Origin of the sequence: Streptomyces sp. NPDC014882 (assembly GCF_043081325.1) — a bacterium.
In the GTDB taxonomy this organism is placed as follows: Bacteria; Actinomycetota; Actinomycetes; order Streptomycetales; family Streptomycetaceae; genus Streptomyces.
Map to the genome: position 1 here is coordinate 75,658 of NZ_JBIBWL010000019.1, position 16,986 is coordinate 92,643.

8 protein-coding genes and 1 pseudogene are annotated in these 16,986 nt (G+C 73.7%); 3 read left to right on the top strand and 6 right to left on the bottom strand.

Annotated features, from left to right (window positions below; all coding sequences use genetic code 11):
* Nucleotides 1-23: 23 nt before the first annotated feature.
* On the bottom strand, nucleotides 24-1,124 hold the full coding sequence (locus ACF09K_RS31415; RefSeq protein ID WP_392248716.1) for a tetratricopeptide repeat protein: 1,101 nt from the start codon (nucleotides 1,122-1,124) through the stop codon (nucleotides 24-26).
* Nucleotides 1,125-1,909: 785 nt separating this feature from the next.
* Between ACF09K_RS31415 and ACF09K_RS31420 the strand changes: the two genes are divergently transcribed.
* Both ACF09K_RS31420 and ACF09K_RS31425 read left to right on the top strand, forming a co-directional pair.
* Entirely contained in the window at nucleotides 1,910-2,113 is a 204-nt protein-coding gene (locus tag ACF09K_RS31420) for a hypothetical protein (protein WP_392248717.1), read from the top strand.
* A gap of 1 nt (nucleotide 2,114) precedes the next feature.
* Entirely contained in the window at nucleotides 2,115-3,671 is a 1,557-nt protein-coding gene (locus tag ACF09K_RS31425) for a condensation domain-containing protein (RefSeq protein ID WP_392248718.1), read from the top strand.
* Between the two features lie 296 nt (nucleotides 3,672-3,967).
* Here the strand turns inward: ACF09K_RS31425 and ACF09K_RS31430 are convergent, their stop codons facing one another.
* Nucleotides 3,968-5,362 (bottom strand): condensation domain-containing protein, encoded by a 1,395-nt coding sequence (locus tag ACF09K_RS31430; RefSeq protein ID WP_392248719.1) that lies wholly within the window; start codon nucleotides 5,360-5,362, stop codon nucleotides 3,968-3,970.
* Between the two features lie 303 nt (nucleotides 5,363-5,665).
* Between ACF09K_RS31430 and ACF09K_RS31435 the strand changes: the two genes are divergently transcribed.
* Nucleotides 5,666-7,543 carry a BTAD domain-containing putative transcriptional regulator gene (locus ACF09K_RS31435; protein WP_392248720.1) on the top strand — a complete coding sequence of 626 codons (1,878 nt, stop codon included), beginning with the start codon at nucleotides 5,666-5,668 and terminating at the stop codon, nucleotides 7,541-7,543.
* Here ACF09K_RS31435 and ACF09K_RS31440 read toward each other — a convergent pair.
* From ACF09K_RS31440 to ACF09K_RS31455, 4 genes and pseudogenes are all read right to left on the bottom strand, one after another.
* Nucleotides 7,522-8,523, bottom strand: coding sequence for a beta-ketoacyl-ACP synthase 3 (locus tag ACF09K_RS31440; RefSeq protein WP_392248721.1), 1,002 nt, complete (start codon nucleotides 8,521-8,523; stop codon nucleotides 7,522-7,524). The genes ACF09K_RS31435 and ACF09K_RS31440 overlap by 22 nt on opposite strands.
* 148 nt (nucleotides 8,524-8,671) lie before the next feature.
* Nucleotides 8,672-8,881, bottom strand: a pseudogene (locus ACF09K_RS31445) (flavin reductase); the annotation flags it as partial.
* A 54-nt stretch (nucleotides 8,882-8,935) separates the two neighbouring features.
* On the bottom strand, nucleotides 8,936-13,546 hold the full coding sequence (locus ACF09K_RS31450; protein WP_392248722.1) for a condensation domain-containing protein: 4,611 nt from the start codon (nucleotides 13,544-13,546) through the stop codon (nucleotides 8,936-8,938).
* Entirely contained in the window at nucleotides 13,546-16,983 is a 3,438-nt protein-coding gene (locus tag ACF09K_RS31455; protein ID WP_392248723.1) for an amino acid adenylation domain-containing protein, read from the bottom strand. Before ACF09K_RS31455 ends, ACF09K_RS31450 begins: the two co-directional genes overlap by 1 nt.
* Between the last annotated feature and the right edge of the window lie 3 nt (nucleotides 16,984-16,986).

Here is a 16,986-nt window from a genome sequence, read left to right on the forward strand (position 1 = left end):
CCCGCCTGCGCCGGCCTCGTCTCCTAACCGCGAGCGGCGCGGACCATGCGCAGGTTCTCCCGGGCCTGCGCCGTGCGAGGGTCGGCCGTGCCGTGGAGCCGTTCGTAGCCGGCGACGACGAGGCGGCACTCCTCCTCGGCCCGGGCGTGCCGGCCCGCGTTGAAGAAGGTGGCGGCCAGGCTGGTGCGGTACTCCAGGACCTTCGGATGGTCGGGGCCGTGCAACAGCTCCATGCCCACGACGGCCGCCCGCAGCTCCGTCGCGGCCTCCTCGACCTTGCCGAGCGCCTGGAGCATGGCGCCCAGGGTGGCGTGTGCGGAGAGCGTGTCCGGGTGGCCGGCGCCCTTGATCTTCACCGACTGCCGCACCGCGTCGTGCATCGACCGCGCGGCCTGGGCGACATGCCCCAGGTGGTACTGGACGGCGGCGTGGTTGATCCGGGCCGTCAGGGTCAGCTCCGACTTCCGGCCCAGCAGCCGCTCGGCGTCGCGCAGCACCGAGAGGTAGAGCGCCCCGGCCTCCTCCAGCGCGCCCCGGGCTCGCAACACCCCGGCCAGGGTGTTCCGGCTGCCGAGCGTGTCCTCGTGCTCGGGCCCCAGCACCCGTGTCCGGCGTTCGAGCGCGGTGCGCGCCAGTCGCTCCGCCTCCTCGTGCCGCCCCAGGGCCAGCACGACGAGGGCCAGATCCCCGAGGGCAGTGAGCGTGTCCGGGTGGTCCGGGCCCGATGTCGCCTCGCGCTGGGCGAAGACGGAACGGCGCAGCCGCTCCGCGTCCTCCGGCCGTCCGCGATCCCGTAACAGGGAGGCGAGAGCGGTCTCTGCCGCGAGGGTGTCCGAGTGGGCGGGCCCCAGGTCCGCCCTGCGCTCCGCCACGACCCAGCGGAAGACCTCCTCGGCCTCGTCGAACTCTCCTTCCTGGCGGAGTTGCTCGGCCAGCTCGAACGAGAGCCGTACGACCTCCGGATGGTGCGGGCCGTGTTCGGTCGCGAGATGCCCCAGCTTCATGCGCGTCGTCCCGGACGGCGTCAGGGAGAGCTTCACCTTCATCACGGGGATGCCGTCCTCGCCCTCGTGATGGGTGATCCGGTACGAGCCCAGGCCTTCCAGCTCACCCTCGTCGGCCACCCCGTCCGGTGCCGGTGACGGCCCGGGCGCGGGGGCCGAGGAGGGCTGAGTCCGTGCGGCCGGGCTCTCCGTCCCCGAGCGCGCGCCCCGTCCGCGCCGGCGGAACGGCCACCTGTCCCGGCCCGCCCTCTCCGTATCGGTCATCCCCACTCCTTCGTCGACCGAGGGAGTCGTTCCCCGTCCACCGGCGGTCCACCCCCGCGCATCCGGCCTTGTCGTAGGGCCAGGCGCCGCTGGGGCCGGGCTCGGCCGTGGGTCGCTGGGCGTCGTCGCAGGTGCAGGTGGTGCCCCGCGGGCATCCCTGCCCGGTGCCCCGGGAGGGTGTTGACGACTTCGGCCGCCCGGATGCCGACCGTCTTGCCCGGCCCGACGGCGAAGACGAACGGGCCGTCTGCAAGGGCCCGTCGAGGTGGAGGACGTTCGTCGCGGCAGGTCTTCTCAGCCGTCCGGTTCCGGCAGGCCGCGGGCGTGGTGGCGGTCGTCGACCCGTTCGTGGGCCGAGGTGGCCGCGACGGGCGTCTTGTGCACGCGAGTCTCGTCGACCGGTTCGGTCACGGGCCCGCTTTCCAGGACCGGGCGCGGCACGAGGGTCGGCTGCCTCACCGGCGATCCGGTGTACCGCGACGAGGATGGGTATGACCTCCCTGTCGACGAGGCGGTGGACGGCCGCCGCCCCGGGCGTCGGGGAGGGCCCCGTACACGGCCGTGTCCGAGGAGCGCGTCCTCGCCGCCTGCCCCGACGTGCACGGCTGTACCGGGTGTCGGCGGAGGGCGGAGGACGGATCGTGACGGACGTGCTGCTCGCGCCGCACACTGCCGCGGACCCCGACCGTACGGCCGCGGTGCGGGGCGCCCTGACGGGTGCCGCGGCGGCCACGCCGCACGGCGGGCTCGTGGTCGTGGAAGCGGACCCGGTCGTGGGGCCGACGGGCAAGGTACGGAAGTTCCTGATGTGGTCGCGCCACCGGGCGCAGAGGGCGAGGGTGTGAGATGGGGATCGAGGAGGAGGCGGCGGACGCCGCCGGGATGGGCGCCGGGGACAAGGGCACCGGGCTGGCGACCCCCGCCGCGCCCGCCCCCGTCGAACGCGTGGCGGTGGAATTCGCCGGCGAGGGCGAAGGCCTGGAGGAGATGTCCTGGGGAATGTGGGAGATCTGGCAGGCGATGGGCCGGCAGCGCAACCAGCTGCCGATCGGCGGCCGGGTCGCGGTGGAGCCCGGCACGACGCTGGACGACCTCGCCGCCGAACTGCGCTACATGATGGAGCGCTTCCCCTCGCTGCGCACCCGGCTGCGCTTCGCCCCGGGAGGCCGGGCGCTCCAGCAGCTCTTCTCCACCGGGCGCGTCACGCTGGAGGTGTACGACGCCGCTCCGGACACCGACCCGCAGGAGGTCGCCGCCGCGGTCGAGGAGCGCTACCGCAGCGAGCCGTTCGACTTCGCCGGGCAGTGGCCGGTGCGGATGGCGGCCGTACGCCGGCACGGCCGTCCCGTCCAACAGGTCACCGTCATGCACCACCTGGTCACCGACGGCCTCGGCGGCGCGATCATGATGGACCAGTTACGGGCCCGGGAGACCGCGCCGGTCAGCGGGATGCAGCAGCTGGAGCAGGCGCGCTGGCAGCGGTCCGCCGCGGGGCGGCGGCAGAACGAGCGGGCGCTGCGGCACTTCGAGGGCGTCCTGCGGACGATGCCCGCGCAGCAGCTGCCCGGCCCCACCGACCCGCGCGAGCCACGGCACTGGGCCGCGCAGTTCCACTCGCCGGCGCTGACGGCGGCGTTGCCGACGATCGCCGCGCGGACGGGCACCACGGTACCGGGGATCCTGCTGGGCCTGTTCGCGGTCGGGCTGTACCGGGCCACGGGCATCAGCCCGGTGGTGGTGCGGCCGGTGGTCAACAACCGCTTCCGGGCGGTCTTCGCCGATGTGGTCTGCATGGTCGCGCAGGCGGGCGTGTGCGCGGTCGACGTCGCGGGAGTGAGCGCCGTGGAGGCCGTCGAGCGGGCCGGGCGGGGCAGCATGACCGCGTACAGGCACGCCTACTTCGATCCCGAGGGCCTGGACGACCTGGTCGAGCGGATCTCGATCGAGCGCGGCGAGGACGCGAGCATCAGGACCTACTTCAATGACCGCAGCACCTACGTCCTGCCGGCGGGCACCGATCGGGAGGTGGATCCTCGGGAGCTGGCGCAGGAGCTGCGGGCGGCCCGCCGGGAGACCGTCTTCCGCTGGTTCGCGCGGGAGGAGGTCCAGACGGAGCGGCTGTTCGTCCACGTCGACGACACCCCGGAGGGCGGGCTGCGCTTCGAGATCCGCATCGACACGCACTACGTCTCGCCCGCGCAGGCCGAGGCGTTCGCCCATGCCATGGAGGCGGCCGCGATCGAGGCGGCGTTCCAGGAGACGGCCGCGCAGACCACCGGGACGACCGCGCGGACGGCCGCACAGGCCGCACAGGCCGCTGCGGACGGCGACGCCGAGCGCGCCGGGGCGGCGCCGGACGCGGACGGACGCCCGGCCGGGGGCGCGTCGGCCGGGTCCGCGTAGGCTCGGCGGTGACAGCGTTCGCCGCGGTCGCCGCCTCCTTCCCTGAGCACCGTGTGCCGGCCGAGGAGCCCCCCGCGCAACTCGGCCGGACACGTATGCGGGTCACGATCTGCCGCCACCACCGGCTCGGGCAGGACCGCAGGGGTCCCGCGCAGGACCCAGAGCGCGCAGCGGTCCGCACCGGCCCCCGCGACGGGCGTCCGGGTATCACCACCGAGCCGGTGACCGCGTTCGTCGCACGGTCGGCGAACGCGCCTTCGCCACCGCGACCCGTAGCCCGGCGTCTCACGGCGCGATCACCTCGGTCCCTGCGCGTGGCCGAAGACGGCAGGCGCCGGTTCCCGCGCGGCCTCGTTCACGATGAGGTCCGCGATGTAGCGCATCATCGGCGCGCCGTACCGCTGCCAGCTGGTGTCCTCCCGCCACCGAAGCGTCATCGTCACCCGGTCCTGCCGCGTGCTGGCCATGAACATGCGCCGGGCGGCGGTCGTCCGGGGCGGCATCGGCTCCACGACGTCGCAAGCGGCGTCCCGGACGATCGCCGGCGGCCGGTCACCCCGCAACGCCGACTCGGGCATGAAGTTGAAGATCGCGCTGGTGACGGCGCTGTCGCGCAGGTCCCCGAGGACCTCTTCCGCGATCCCCCCGGTCAGCCGGTGGTCCGCGTTGGCGTGGCGGAAGGCCCGCACCTGCTGGACTGCGGCTCTCTCCACGGTCTCGGCGAAGTGCCCGGGCCGCGTCACGTCCAGGACGACCGGCGCGCTCATGACCGCGTTGCGGACCGAGCGCATCGCGGCCGAGGTGAGGCGGTTCGCCGAGAGCATCAAGGTGCCCACGAGGTCGACCCCCTCAGCGGCGCCGATGGCGTCGCTGAAGGCGGCGAGGTAGACCACCGCGGGCTGCACGCGCATCCGGTCGGCGACCACGGCGGCGGCCTCGGCGACCCGCACGGAGGTCAGTGTGCAACCGGGAAAGAGCCGCGGAGCCGCATCAGAGGAAGACGCGGTCGGCGGCACCGCGCCGTGGCCGCACAGACCGCGCGCCAGACGCTCGTACTGCTGCCTCCAATAGGCCAGGGCCCGCTCCGACTGCAGCGCGCCGGCGGGCGTGGCCGACTCCCACAGGGCGAGGTCGACCGGCTGCTCGACCGCTCCCGCGGGAGTCCAGCAGCCGTCCTCCGCCTGTGCCTGGAGCGCCGCGGTCAGGTCGTCCAAGAGCACGACGACGCCCAGACCGTCGGCGGCCCAGTGGTCGACGACGACGGCGATCCGGGAGACCCTCCCCTCCTCGATGCCCGTCAGCAGGATGAGCGGCCACTGCGAGGAGAGACGGAAGGTCGTGCGCCGCGCCGCCGCCACCGCGTCGTCCCACCCGTCGAGCGCCGAGGCCACCAGCACTTTCTCCCAGCCCGGATCGACCGCGTCGACCGCCTGGTACGCCGTGTCGCCCCGGCCGACGATGCGGCTGCGCAGGACCTCATGACGGCCGAGGACACCACGCACCGCACGACGTACGTCGTCGAGCCCCATGGCGGTGGCGAGACGAAGCTCCCGGAACTGGTTGTCCTCGTGCGAACCGACCTGGCGGTCGGGTTCCTCGGGCAACCACAGGCGCTGCACATGGGTCAGCGGTCCGGTCCGCTCGGGCGGCGGCTGCTGTTCCACCAGTGATGCCGGTTCGTTGTCAGACATCCGTGAAGGATCGCAGCGCCCGCCCCGGCACTCCAGGTAGGAGACCTGCAACTGTCCGGCAGAAATCGGCGGCCTGTCTCCGGAGCGCCGCACCGACGGCGAGGCGGCCCGTGACGGTGGGCGGCGGAGCGCACGGCGCCGGCCGTTCGACCGGGCGGGCGTGCGGTGGGACCCGGGACGGGTCACCCGGTACGGGATGGTGGGTGTGGCGGGCCGGAACATAGGTGTGTCTCCCCCATGCCCGGTCCGCCGCGGACGTGCAGGATTGGCGCGAACGACGTCGGGGCCGAGTGGGAGGCGTCCATGGATGAGCGACAGCGAAGTGCCCTGCGATTCCGCGTCCTGGGGCCCGTGCAGGCCGAGGCCGGCGGAAAGCCCCTGCGCTTGGGCCCGCTCAAACAGCGGCTGGTGCTCGCGGTACTGCTCTCGCAGCCCAACCGTCCGGTCTCGCTCGACGTGCTGACCGAGACGGTGTGGCACGGAGAACCGCCGCGGACGGCCCGGAAGAATCTCCACGTCTACGTCTCTGCCCTGCGCAGGGTCCTTACGGCGGACGCACCCGGCGCTCCGGCCACCGGCGGCCGGAAGGGCGGCGGCGAGGAGGGCGACGACGCCGTGGGCGACATGGGGACCGGCCCCGTCCGGCTCATGCACGAACACGGCGGCTACCTGCTGCGGGTGGAGCGCACCGAGCTGGACGCGCTGATCTTCGAGGACCTGACCCGGCAGGGCCGGGAGGCGGCGGCGGCCGGGGAACTCGACGCGGCCGCGGCGCTGCTGCGCCAGGCACTGGACTTATGGCGGGGAAGAGCCTTCGCCGACCTGCACGACGTTCCCCTTCTGCGGGCACAGGCGGAACGGCTGGAGGAGCACTTCCTCAGCGGCTACGAGGACTGGTCGGAAGCCGAGCTGGAACGAGGCGGCGCCTCCACCGTCGCGGCCACGATCGGCGAGCTGGTCGAGCGGCACCCGCTGCGCGAGCGCCTGCAGGCCGCCCGGATGAAGGCCTTCTATCTGCTCGGGCGCCAAGCCGAGGGACTCGCGGGCTACGACCGGTACCGCCAACTGCTCGCCCGGGAACTGGGGCTGACTCCCAGTCCGGCCCTCGAAGCGCAGTACCACGCCCTGCTCGCCGGCGGGCCCGGCCGCCCCTCCGCCGGGCCCGCGCGCACGGTACTGCCCGCTGACGCGGCGGACTTCACCGGCCGCAGCAGACAGGTCAGCGAGCTGACCGAGACGCTCGGCCCCGGGGGGCGGGTGGCCCTCCTCGTCGGCCCGACAGGGATCGGCAAGACGGCCCTGGCGGTGCGTGTCGCCCATCTGCTCCGGGGGCGGTTCCCCGACGGCCGGATACTGGTGGCACCGCGCACGGCGGGCGGGGCGCCTCGGTCGTGGCAGGCCACCCTGGCCGAACTCGCCCGGCTGGTGCGCCTGTCCGACCAGCCGGGCGACGACCCGGCGCGGACCCTCGCGCGCTGGCACGCCTGGCTCGCCGGCCGCAAGGTCCTGCTGATCCTCGACGACGTACCGGACGAGACGGTCGCCCGTGTGCTGCTGCCCGTCGAGGGCGAGAGCGCAACGTTGCTGACCTCACGCGCCCAGCTCGCCGGCCTGGCACCGGTCCGCCGGGTGGAGCTGCCGCCGTACACCATGTCCGAGGCGCTGGAACTGCTCGGCAGGATCATCGGCCGCCGCCGTCTGCACGGCGACCTCGACGCCGCGCGGGAGATCGTCACGGCGGGCGGGATGCTGCCGCTCGCGGTACGGGCCAGCGGGCTGAAGCTGGCCGTACTGCGCCATCTGCCGCTGCGGGAGTACGCCTCCCGGCTGGCCGACGAGGAGGCCGTGCTCGACGAACTCGCCGCCGGTGACATCGCCGTACGGCCCCGCCTGGCCCACGGCTGGCGGGATCTGTCCCCGTCGGGCCGCGCGGCGCTGCTGCGCCTCGGACGGCTCGCGCCGGGCCGGCCGTTCACCCTCGCCCGGGCGGCCGTCGCACTCGGCCGTGACGAAGCGGCGGCCCTGCGGGAGCTGGAAGCCTTGATCGGCGCCGGGGCGGTGACCTCACCGGCCGGTGAGGTCACCGTGGACCACGCGGTGTACGCACTGCCCCGGCTCATCCATCTCTACGCGCGGGAAGGCACCGCGTATCGGCTCGATCAGGGGAGGACCACCGCCTGAGCGCAGTGTCCCAGCCCGGAGCCGAAGCCGAGCAGCAGCGCCGGGCGGCCCGAGACGTCCCCCTGGGCCAATACCGACTCCATCGCCAGTGGTATGGACGCGGCCGAGGTGTTGCCGGATTCGACGACGTCACGCGCCACGCGGACGTGGTCGGGCAGGGCGAGAGAGGCGGCCAGGGAGTCGATGATCCGCAGATTGGCCTGGTGCGGCACGAACGCCGCGAGGTCCCGCACCGTCAGTCCGGCCCGTTCCAGCGCGCCGGCGGCGCCGCGGGGAACGGAGGAGGTGACCCATTTGAACACCTCCTGCCCCTCCATGCGGAGAAAGCGGTCCGCGGCTTCGGGCCGCTCCGGACCGCAGAGCCAGGCGTCGGGCTGGGCGATGGCGTCCGCTTCGGCGGGCTCGCTGCCCCAGTTCGGCGGGAAGATACCGGCCTCCTGCGACGGTCCGACCACCACGGCTCCGGCGCCGTCACCGAACAGGAAGGCGGTGGAGCGGTCGGCCGGGTCGACGATGTCGGACATCCGCTCGGCGCCGACCACCGCCACGTACTCGACGCTGCCGGTGGAGACCAGGGTCCTGGCCACCTCCAGCGCCTGGCAGAATCCGGCGCAGGCCCCCGACACGTCGAACGCGGCGCCGTGGAAGCCGTCGAGGAGGGCGCCGATCCGGGCGGCCAGCGGTGGCGCCTGATAGAGGTAGGTCATGGTGGCCGCGATGACCACACCGATCCGCGACGGCTCGACCCCGGCCCCGGCCAGCGCCTTGTCGACAGCGGCCGACGCCATCACCTCCAGCGTCTCGTCCGGTTCGGCGAAGCGCCTGCTCTCGATCCCGGTCCTGCGCCGGATCCACTGGTCGGTGGAGTCGAGGCGGCGGCAGATCTCCTCGTTGCCGACGACGCGTCGGGGCCGGTAGCCGCCGACCCCCGCGATCCTCGCCTGCCGCGGCCGTTCCGCGGCGTGTGCGTACTGCGACATCGGTGCGCCTTCCGTTGGGTGTGCCTGCCGCTCGACAGCCGACTGTTCTGCGTGCGTGCGTCTCGATATGACGGATTTGCATGTGCGTGCCGTTCGCCGTGAGCCGTCGTCGCGTGCGACCGCTGCCCGGTGCGCGTACCGCTCCGCGTCACTGCCCGGCGAGGGTGCGGTATCTGCTGCCGTGGAACACCAGCGGCGGGACGAGCGGATCGCTGCCCACGGCGTGCACGCGCAGCAGCACGATCCGGTGGTCCCCCGCACCGATCTCCCGCTCGGCGGAGCAGTCGAACCAGGCGCCGGCGCCGCTGAGCAGGACGGCGCCCTCGGCTGTGGAGTGCCAGTCGAGACCCGCGAAGCGGTCGGCGCCGGGGGCCGGTACCGGCGCCGACGTCGGTACCGGCCCCCGGCGTCGTCACGCCTGCTCGGCGCGGAATTCCTGGACCTGCTCCCACAGCATCCGGGGGGTGCGGAACATGTCGACGATCTGGAAGTCGTCCGGGATGACCAGGTCGTAGAGCTCCTCGATGGCCACCATGAGGCCCACCGTGGCCATCGAGTTGAGGCCCGCGTCGGCCAGCGGCGCATCCGGATCGAGCCCGCCGCCGTGCGCCGAGTCGGGCAGCACTCTGCCCAGCAGTTCCTCGAACCCCTCGTCCCAGGGGGCGGCGGGCTGCTCGGCTGTCGCCTCGTCCGCGGCGGGCGGCTCCGGCAGGCGGTCGAGGTCGACCGTCCCGGCACCGGTCAGCGGCCACTCGTTCACGGTGATCAGTACGTCGGGAATGAGAGGGCGCGGCAGCCTGCGGCCGGCCAGGGCACGGCGGATCCGGTCGGCCGAGAAGTCCTCCCCCGGTGCGGGCCGCACATACCCCGTCAGGCGGCCGAGTCGCTCGACCACCCGGCAGTCCAGCACCGAAGGGTGGAGTCCCAGCAGTTCCTGGGTGAGGTGGAGGCCGGCCGGTGCCATGGGCTCCAGTCTGCCGGAGCGGCCGATCCGGGCCGTGAGGCCGGTCGCCCGCGTCCGTCCGCCGCCGGGCGCCCCGGTGTCAGGTGTGCCGCCGACGCGTGCCCGGCCGACCACACCGACCGGTACGGGGCGGTCCTGGCGGTCCACCACTTCCAGCACCATGCCGCGCGGCGGTACACCGTCGTACGCCACCGGTCCGATCAAGCCGTCAGCCATGACGGTCTCGATCGTCCGGGCACGGGCCCGCAGCTCGGCCGACAGGGCGGGACCGGCCTCGACGTCGCCGCCGAGGAGGACCGTCAGCGGCCGCGGGGACCGGCCGAGGACCCGCTGTGCCACCAGCGGCGTCGTCCTGAGGTGCGTCACCTGCCCGGTGGCGATCAGCCGACCCATCTCGGGGAGGGCCTCGGGCACCGGCGCGGAGGTCATGGCGACGGTACCGCCGCCGGTCAGGGCCGTCAGCACGTCGAGCAGGGTCGCGGCGGTGACCGACGGCCCGGGGCACAGCCAGACCGATCCCGCGGCCGGGCCGGCGCCGCGCGCCTCCAGCTCACCGCGCAGATCGGCGAGCGCACGGGCCAGCTCATCGTGCGACACCACGGTCCGCGGGTCGCCGGGAAGAACGCACGCCGTGTCCACGGGCAGCGGTTCCGGCCGTTCGACGAGGTCGACGGCGCCCGCGGCCCGTACGCCCTCTCCAGCTGTAATGGCTCCGGCGGGAGGGACGGGGTCCCCGCGATCCGGCCCGAAGGTGAAGGCGGCGCCGGTCCGTACGACGGCGAGCAGCGCGGCGACCGAGTCGAGGGCGTCCCCGGACGCCAACGCGACCAGGGCACCGGGCCCGACGCCTCGTTCCCGCAGCTCCTGCGCGATCTCCCCGGTGCGCGCGTCGAGCTGCCGGTAGGTCACCCCGGCGTCGCCGCGGCGTACCGCGATCTCGCCGGGGTGCCGCGCCACGGCCAGGGCGAAGGCTCCGGTGACGGAGACCGGTGTGGGGGCCGGCTCCGCGCGGCGGTCCAGGCGGATCAGCGCTGCCCGCTCCGCCGCCGGGAGGCAGTCGGCGCGGGCGTCGCCGTCCGGGCCGAGCGCCATGCTTTCCAGCACGGTCCGGTAGAGCGCGGTGAGGCGCACCGCGGCCTCCCGGCTGAGCCGGTGACTGGTCGTATTGAGCTTGAGGACTCCCGAGATCGTGAAGACGTGCAGGGCGAATTCGTTGTCGTTGTCGTTGTACGTCGCGTCCTCGTCCACGAGCGAGGTGTCGACCTGGCGGAAGTCGAGATAGTTGAAGAACACGTCGAGCAGTCGGCCTCCCGGCCCGAGCTCCTGCTGGATGGTCTGCATCGGGAAGACGCGGTGCGGCCAGATCTCCGTCAGGCCCTCGTAGACGGACCGGACCAGGTCGCCCCAGGTCCGCGCCCCGGTGGGCATGACGAACGGGAGGGTGTTCAGGTACATGCCGAGCACGCGGTCGGCGCCCGGTACCTCGGGCCGCGCGTCGCACACCAGGCCCGTGTAGTAGTCCTCGGTCGCCACGACCATGCTCATCACCTTCAGGTGCGCGGCCAGCAGCACCGCCTTCATCGACGTGCCGGTCGCCGAGGCGAGCCTGCGCAGGTCGTCCTCGATGTCCCGAAAGTCCAGCGCGTGCTGGTAGCGCTCGCGGGCGAGTGACCGGTCGCCCTGCCAGGCGGTGGGCAGTGCGGCGCCGATGCGGCCCTCGATCCGGGCGCGCCAGAACTCCCGGTCCTCCTGGGACCTGCGCGCCGCCGCCTCGGCGGCGACGTGGTCCGCGTAGCGGAAGGGCACCGCCTCGGGCTCGGCGGGGGTGCCGCCGTCACGCATCACGCGGTAGCCGTCGAGGATCTCCATCAGCATCGTGTGGAAGCTGAAGCCTTCGAGAATCGGGTGGCACTCGGTGATGGTGATCCACCACTCCCGGGAGTCCTGGGCGGTGTGGGCGTGGACGCGGATCAGCGGCGCGCTCGCGATGGCCATCGGGGAGCTGCGCTCGTCGGCCGCGTACGCCTCCAGCAGCGGGCGCCACCCGCCGGCGCCGAGGACTCCGTGCTCGGTCACGCCGACGTCGATGCGCGCGGCGCGGTGCACCAGTTGGAGCGGTTCGGAACAGCGGTTGAGGTCGAAGCTGGTGCGCAGGACCTCGTGCCGGTCCACGACCAGTTGGGCCGCGCGTTGCAGAGCTGCGGCGTCGAGGGGGCGTTCGTCGTGGATCAGGTAGGACGTGGTGTCCTGGTAGGTGTTGACGTCGGGCCGCGCCCGCAACTCGACGATCATGCCGAGCTGGGTCGCGGTCAGCGGATAGGCGTCCGTCACGTCCGGCGGCAGGAGGGCGCGGTCCTGCGGGCTCAGCAGCGCGAAGGGAGCCACCGCGGCGGGCAGCACGGCGCCGCCGGACGCGTCCGGCGACTGCTCCACGCACCAGGCGGCCAGTTCCTCGACGGTCTGGTACGCGAAGACGTCGGTGGCCGACACGTCCAGGCCCTTCGCGCGCAGTCGGCCGGCCAGGGCGACGGCCCGCAGTGAATCGCCTCCGACGTCGAAGAAGTTGTCCTGGAGGCCGAGGTGTTCCACCTCCAGGATCTCGGTCCAGAGGCGGTGCATCGTCTCCACCAGCGCCGGCGTCGGTGCGGCCGGTGCGACCCGCGCCGGCGCGCCGTCCGGGGTGGGGCCCTCGGGCCGGGCCGGGCCTGGCGGGATCGGCTCGTCGGGGCGGCTCACCAAAGTGGCCAGCAACGCCTCCCATTCCTGCGCCCACACCCGGACCGTCTTCTCGTCGAGCACCGCAGCGGCGTATTCCAGCCGCGCGTGGAGCCGCCCGTCCGCGTCGACGGCCGTGTGCAGCGTCAGGTCGAATTTGGCGTCCGGTGCGGCCTCCCCCTCGAGCCGCTCGACCAGCAGGCCCGGGAGCCGGAAGCCGCCGCCCCCGGCTGCGTCCTCCATGTCGAAGGCCGCCTGGAACAGGGGGTTCCCGTCGAGCCCGCGGGCCGGATTGACCATGTCGACCACGCGCTCGAAAGGGGCGAAACGGTGGTCGAACGCGTCCAACACGCCTTCCCTGACCCGGGCGACCACATCGGTGAAGGTCAGGCCCACGGTGCGCTGCGAACGGACGGCGACGGTGTTCACGGTGTAGCCCAGCAGTCCGTCGAAGTCGGGGGTCCGGGTCGAGACGGGGATTCCCACCGTCACGTCCTCGACGCCGGTGAGCCGGGCGAGCATGACGTGATAGGCCGCCAGCAGCACCATGAAGGGGGTCGCGCGGTGCGCCGACGCCAAGCCGAGGACATCCGCGGCGGTCCCGGGGGCGATCGCCATCTCGACGAGGCCGCCCCTGCGGTCGGGGCGCACCGGACGGGGCCGGTCCAGCGGCAGGGGAAGGTCCCGCACACCGCTGAGGGCCTTGCGCCAGTGGTCGAGGTGGCGGCCGAGCGCGGCGTCGCGGGATGCCTCCCATGCGGCGAAGTCGGCGTACTGGACCTGCGGTTCGCCGAGGGCCGACGGCGTTCCCGACGTCTCCGCCGCGTAGAGCGCCTCCAGTTCGGCGGCGATGATCCGGTAGGAGTCCTCGTCGCAGGCGATGTGGTGGATGTTGACCACCATGAGGTGCAGTTCCGCATCGATTCTGATCAGCGTGACGCGCAGCGGTTGCTGCGCGGTCAGGTCGAACGGCCGGCTCCGCTCCCAGTCGGCGATCTGCCCGGCGCGCTCCTCGCGCCGCGCGGCCGGCTCCTCCGCCAGGTCGACGAAGCGCAGGGCGAAGGGGCCCGGTGGGTCGATGATCTGACGGGGTGTGTCGCCGAACCGCTGATAGCGCGTCCGCAAGATCTCGTGTCGGTCGGCCAGCCGCTCCCAGGACCGACGCAGCCCTTCCGCATGCAGCGGACCGGTGACCCGCAGCGTCCAGGTCATCAGGTAGGCGCGGCTGGCCGGGGCCAGTTGGTGCAGCAGCCACATCTGCCGCTGTCCGGAGGACAGGGGCAGCGGCCCGGCCCGGTCCGCCCACTCGATCGTCCGCGGTTGCTGTGTCCTGGCGGCCGGCATCAGGCGTTCCTCTCCGTCGATTCATCGTGCGGGGCCGGGCCGACCGGCCTCGGCCGGAGCTGTTCGCCGATCTCCCGGGCGAGTGCCCTCGCCGTCGGCAGGTCGAAGAACACCCGCATGGAGACCTCCACGCCGAAGGCCGTCTGGATGTTCCACAGCAGGCGTGCGGCGAGCAGCGAGGTGCCGCCGCGAGCCATGAAGTCGTCATCCGGGCCCACGTCCGGCTGGGCGAGAAGGTCGCGGACGTGGCCGAGGGCACTGTCGAGGTGCGCGGCCGTGTCGTCGTCCGGCCGCGGCGCCGCCTCGTCGTCCGGCTCCGGGGACACGGCTCCGGGCACGCCCTGCCGCACGTCGGCGAGCGGATCCGGCGCGCCGATCGCGGTCCCCGGGTCGGCCGCGAAGCGTTCGGCCAGGGCGCGCAGGGACCCGGCGAGGCCCGCGGCGACCTCTTCCCCGTAGAGCGCGGAGGCGTACTCCAGCACTCCGCCGTAGCGTCCGTCGGCGTGGGGCCACAAGGTGAGCGCCAGGTCGGTGCGTGAGACGCTCCACGCCTGGCCGAGCAGTTCGAGATCGCGGTCCCGCGGGACCTGCCCGACGGTCTCGTCCCCGGTCAGCGCGAACAGGTTCTGGAACAGCGCCGTGCGGGAGAGCCCGCGTGCCGGGGCGACGGCGTCGGCGACGGCCTCGAAGGGCACGGCGTGCCGCGCGAACGCCTCGCGGCAGGTGCGTTCCACGACGGACACCGCTTCGGTGAAGGCCAGCTCCGGTGTGAGCGCGGACCGCAGGACGACGGTGTTGAGGAAGAGTCCGACCAGGTCGTGCAGTTCGGGGCGGGTGCGTCCCGCGTGCGGGGAGCCGACCCCGAAGTCCCACTGGTCCGCGGCCCGCGCGAGCGTGACCGTCCAGAGCGTCAGCAGCACCACGAACGGCGTCGCCCCGCAGCGGCGGCCCAGGGCGAGCAGCGGCGCGACCGACTGGGCGGGCAGCTCCACCAGGACGGCGGCGCCGTCGATGCTGCGGTGGGCAGCGCGTTCGCGGCACGCGGGGAGTTCCAGGACGGGCAGGTCGGCCAGTTGTTCGCGCCAGTAGGCCATCTGCTCGGCCAGTTGTTCCTCGGTCAGTTGCGCCCTCATCCAGGCGACGGCGTCGACGTAGCGCAGCGCCGCCTCGGGGACGGCCGGTGCGCGGCCCTCCCGGATCGCCATGACCCTTTCGCGCAACTCCTGTTCGAGCAGCCGGGACGACCAGCCGTCACCGATGATGTGGTGGCACACCAGGAGCAGCAGCTGCTCCGGGCCGCCGTCCCTGATCAGGGCGGCCCGGAACATCGGCGCGGACGCCAGGTCGAAGCCCCTGCCCAGGTCTTCGGCGAGTGCGCCGGCCGTCCGTTCGGGCGTGGTGTCGACCGTCCGCAGCGCGACGGAGACGGCGCCGGGGGGTTCGACCACCGCAGCCAGACCCTGGGCGTCCATCTCGTAGCGGGTGCGCAGCACCTCGTGCCGTCGCACCAGCTGCGCCAGCGCGTTCTCCACCACGGGCGCAGGGATGTCGGAGGGGAGCCAGACGAGGATCGGCAGCAGGTATTCGCGGCTGCCCGGATCGATCCGGTCGAGCACCCAGAACCGCTCCTGCGCGTGGGACAGCGGGAGTCGTGCCCCGGGCGGCAGCGGTGCGATCGGCTGCGCCTTCGAGGCCCTGCCCAGGAGGGCGGCCTGCTGCCGCACGGTCGGCGCGGAGTGCAGGTCGCGCAGGGTGACGGCGAGCCCCGAGGCCCGGCCGAGCAGGGCGGTCAGCCGGGTGAGCTGCAGTGAGTGGCCGCCGAGCCGGAAGAAGTCGTCGTCAGGACCGATCTCGTCGGTGTCCAGCAGGTGCCGCCAGGCCGCGAGCACGATGCGTTCCTCGGCGGTCCGCGGCGTGCGGGCGCCGCCGGGCACGCCGGACCAGTCGGGTTGCGGCAGCCGTGTGCGGTCGGTCTTGCCGCTGGCGGTCCTGGGCAGGGTGTCGATCTCGACGACGACGGGAACGAGGGCGGGCGGCAGCCGGTCGCGCAGATAGCCCGTCAGCCGCTCGGCCGCACCGGGCCGTCCGGTGACCACCCAGGCGGCGAGCCGCCGGGGACCGTCGGGGCCGTCGGGCCCGTCGACCGCCCGTACGACCGCCTCGACGACCTCGGGATGGGCCTCGAGCGCCGCCTCGACCTCGCCGGGTTCGACGCGTACACCGTTGATCTTCACCTGGTCGTCGACCCGGCCGAGGAACTCCAGAGCCCCGTCCGGACGGCGGTGTACGAGGTCGCCGGTGCGGAACATCCGGGTGCCGGGCGGGCCGTCGGTGTCGGGCAGGAAGCGTTCCGCGGTGCGTGCCGCGTCCCCGTGGTATCCACGGGCGACTCCCGGACCGGACAGGAACAGCTCGAACGGCGCGTCGTCGCCGGTCGGCCCGTCGGCGGGCAGCAGTGTCACCCGGGTGTTGTCGACGGGCCGGCCGATCGGCACGGGGCCGGTGAGCTGGGCGGGGTCGAAGCGGTGCGCCAGCACGTCGATGGAGCACTCGGTGGGGCCGTAGGTGTTCCAGATCTCCACGTCGACCCGGTCGAGCACCCGGCGGCACAGTTCGGCGTTGAGCGGCTCCCCCGCGGAGCAGATCGTGCGCAGGGTCTTGCAGGAGGCCAGGTCGGGTGCCGCGGCCAGCAGCCGCAGCATCGTGGGGACGACCTGTACCACGGTGGCCTCCTGCTCGCGGACCGAGGCGAGAAGCTCCGCCGGGTCGCGTCCCGCGTCGGGCCGGCCGAAGACGACCGGCGCCCCGCAGACCAGCGGGCCGAAGATCTCCCAGCCGGCCGCGTCGAAGGTGAGGGGGGTCTTCTGCAGCACCCTGTCGTCCGGGGTCAGGCCCAGGGCCCGCACCCCCCACAGCACCCGGTTGGCGATGCCCGCGTGTTCGATGACGACGCCCTTGGGGGCTCCCGTGGAGCCGGAGGTGAAAATCATGTAGGCGGCCTGACGCGCGTCGCAGGCACGCACCGGGGTGTCCGGGTCCCCCGCCGCCATGAGCCGATCGACCTGGTGGACGGCGGTCGGCGGTGGGAGTTCCGCTCCTCGCGCGGGCCACGGCTCGTCCACCACGGCCAGGAGGGCGCCGGCGGCCTCCACCGTCTGCCGCAGCCGGGCGGGCGGGGCGAAGGGGTCGAGCGGCAGGTAGCAGCCGCCGGCCAGCCAGATGCCGAGCAGGGTCGCGACCAGGTCGGGGCCCGGCGGCATCATCACGGCGACCACCGACTCGTTCCGGACGCCGAGTCCGGTGAGCGCGCCGCCGATACGGCGGGCCGAGCGTGCCAGCTCCCGGTAGGAGACCTCGTCGGTGCCGTGCACGACCGCGGGCGCCTCGGGATGCGCGCGGGCCCGGTCGAGGAAGAGGTCGGGCAGCAGGGGGGTCATCGG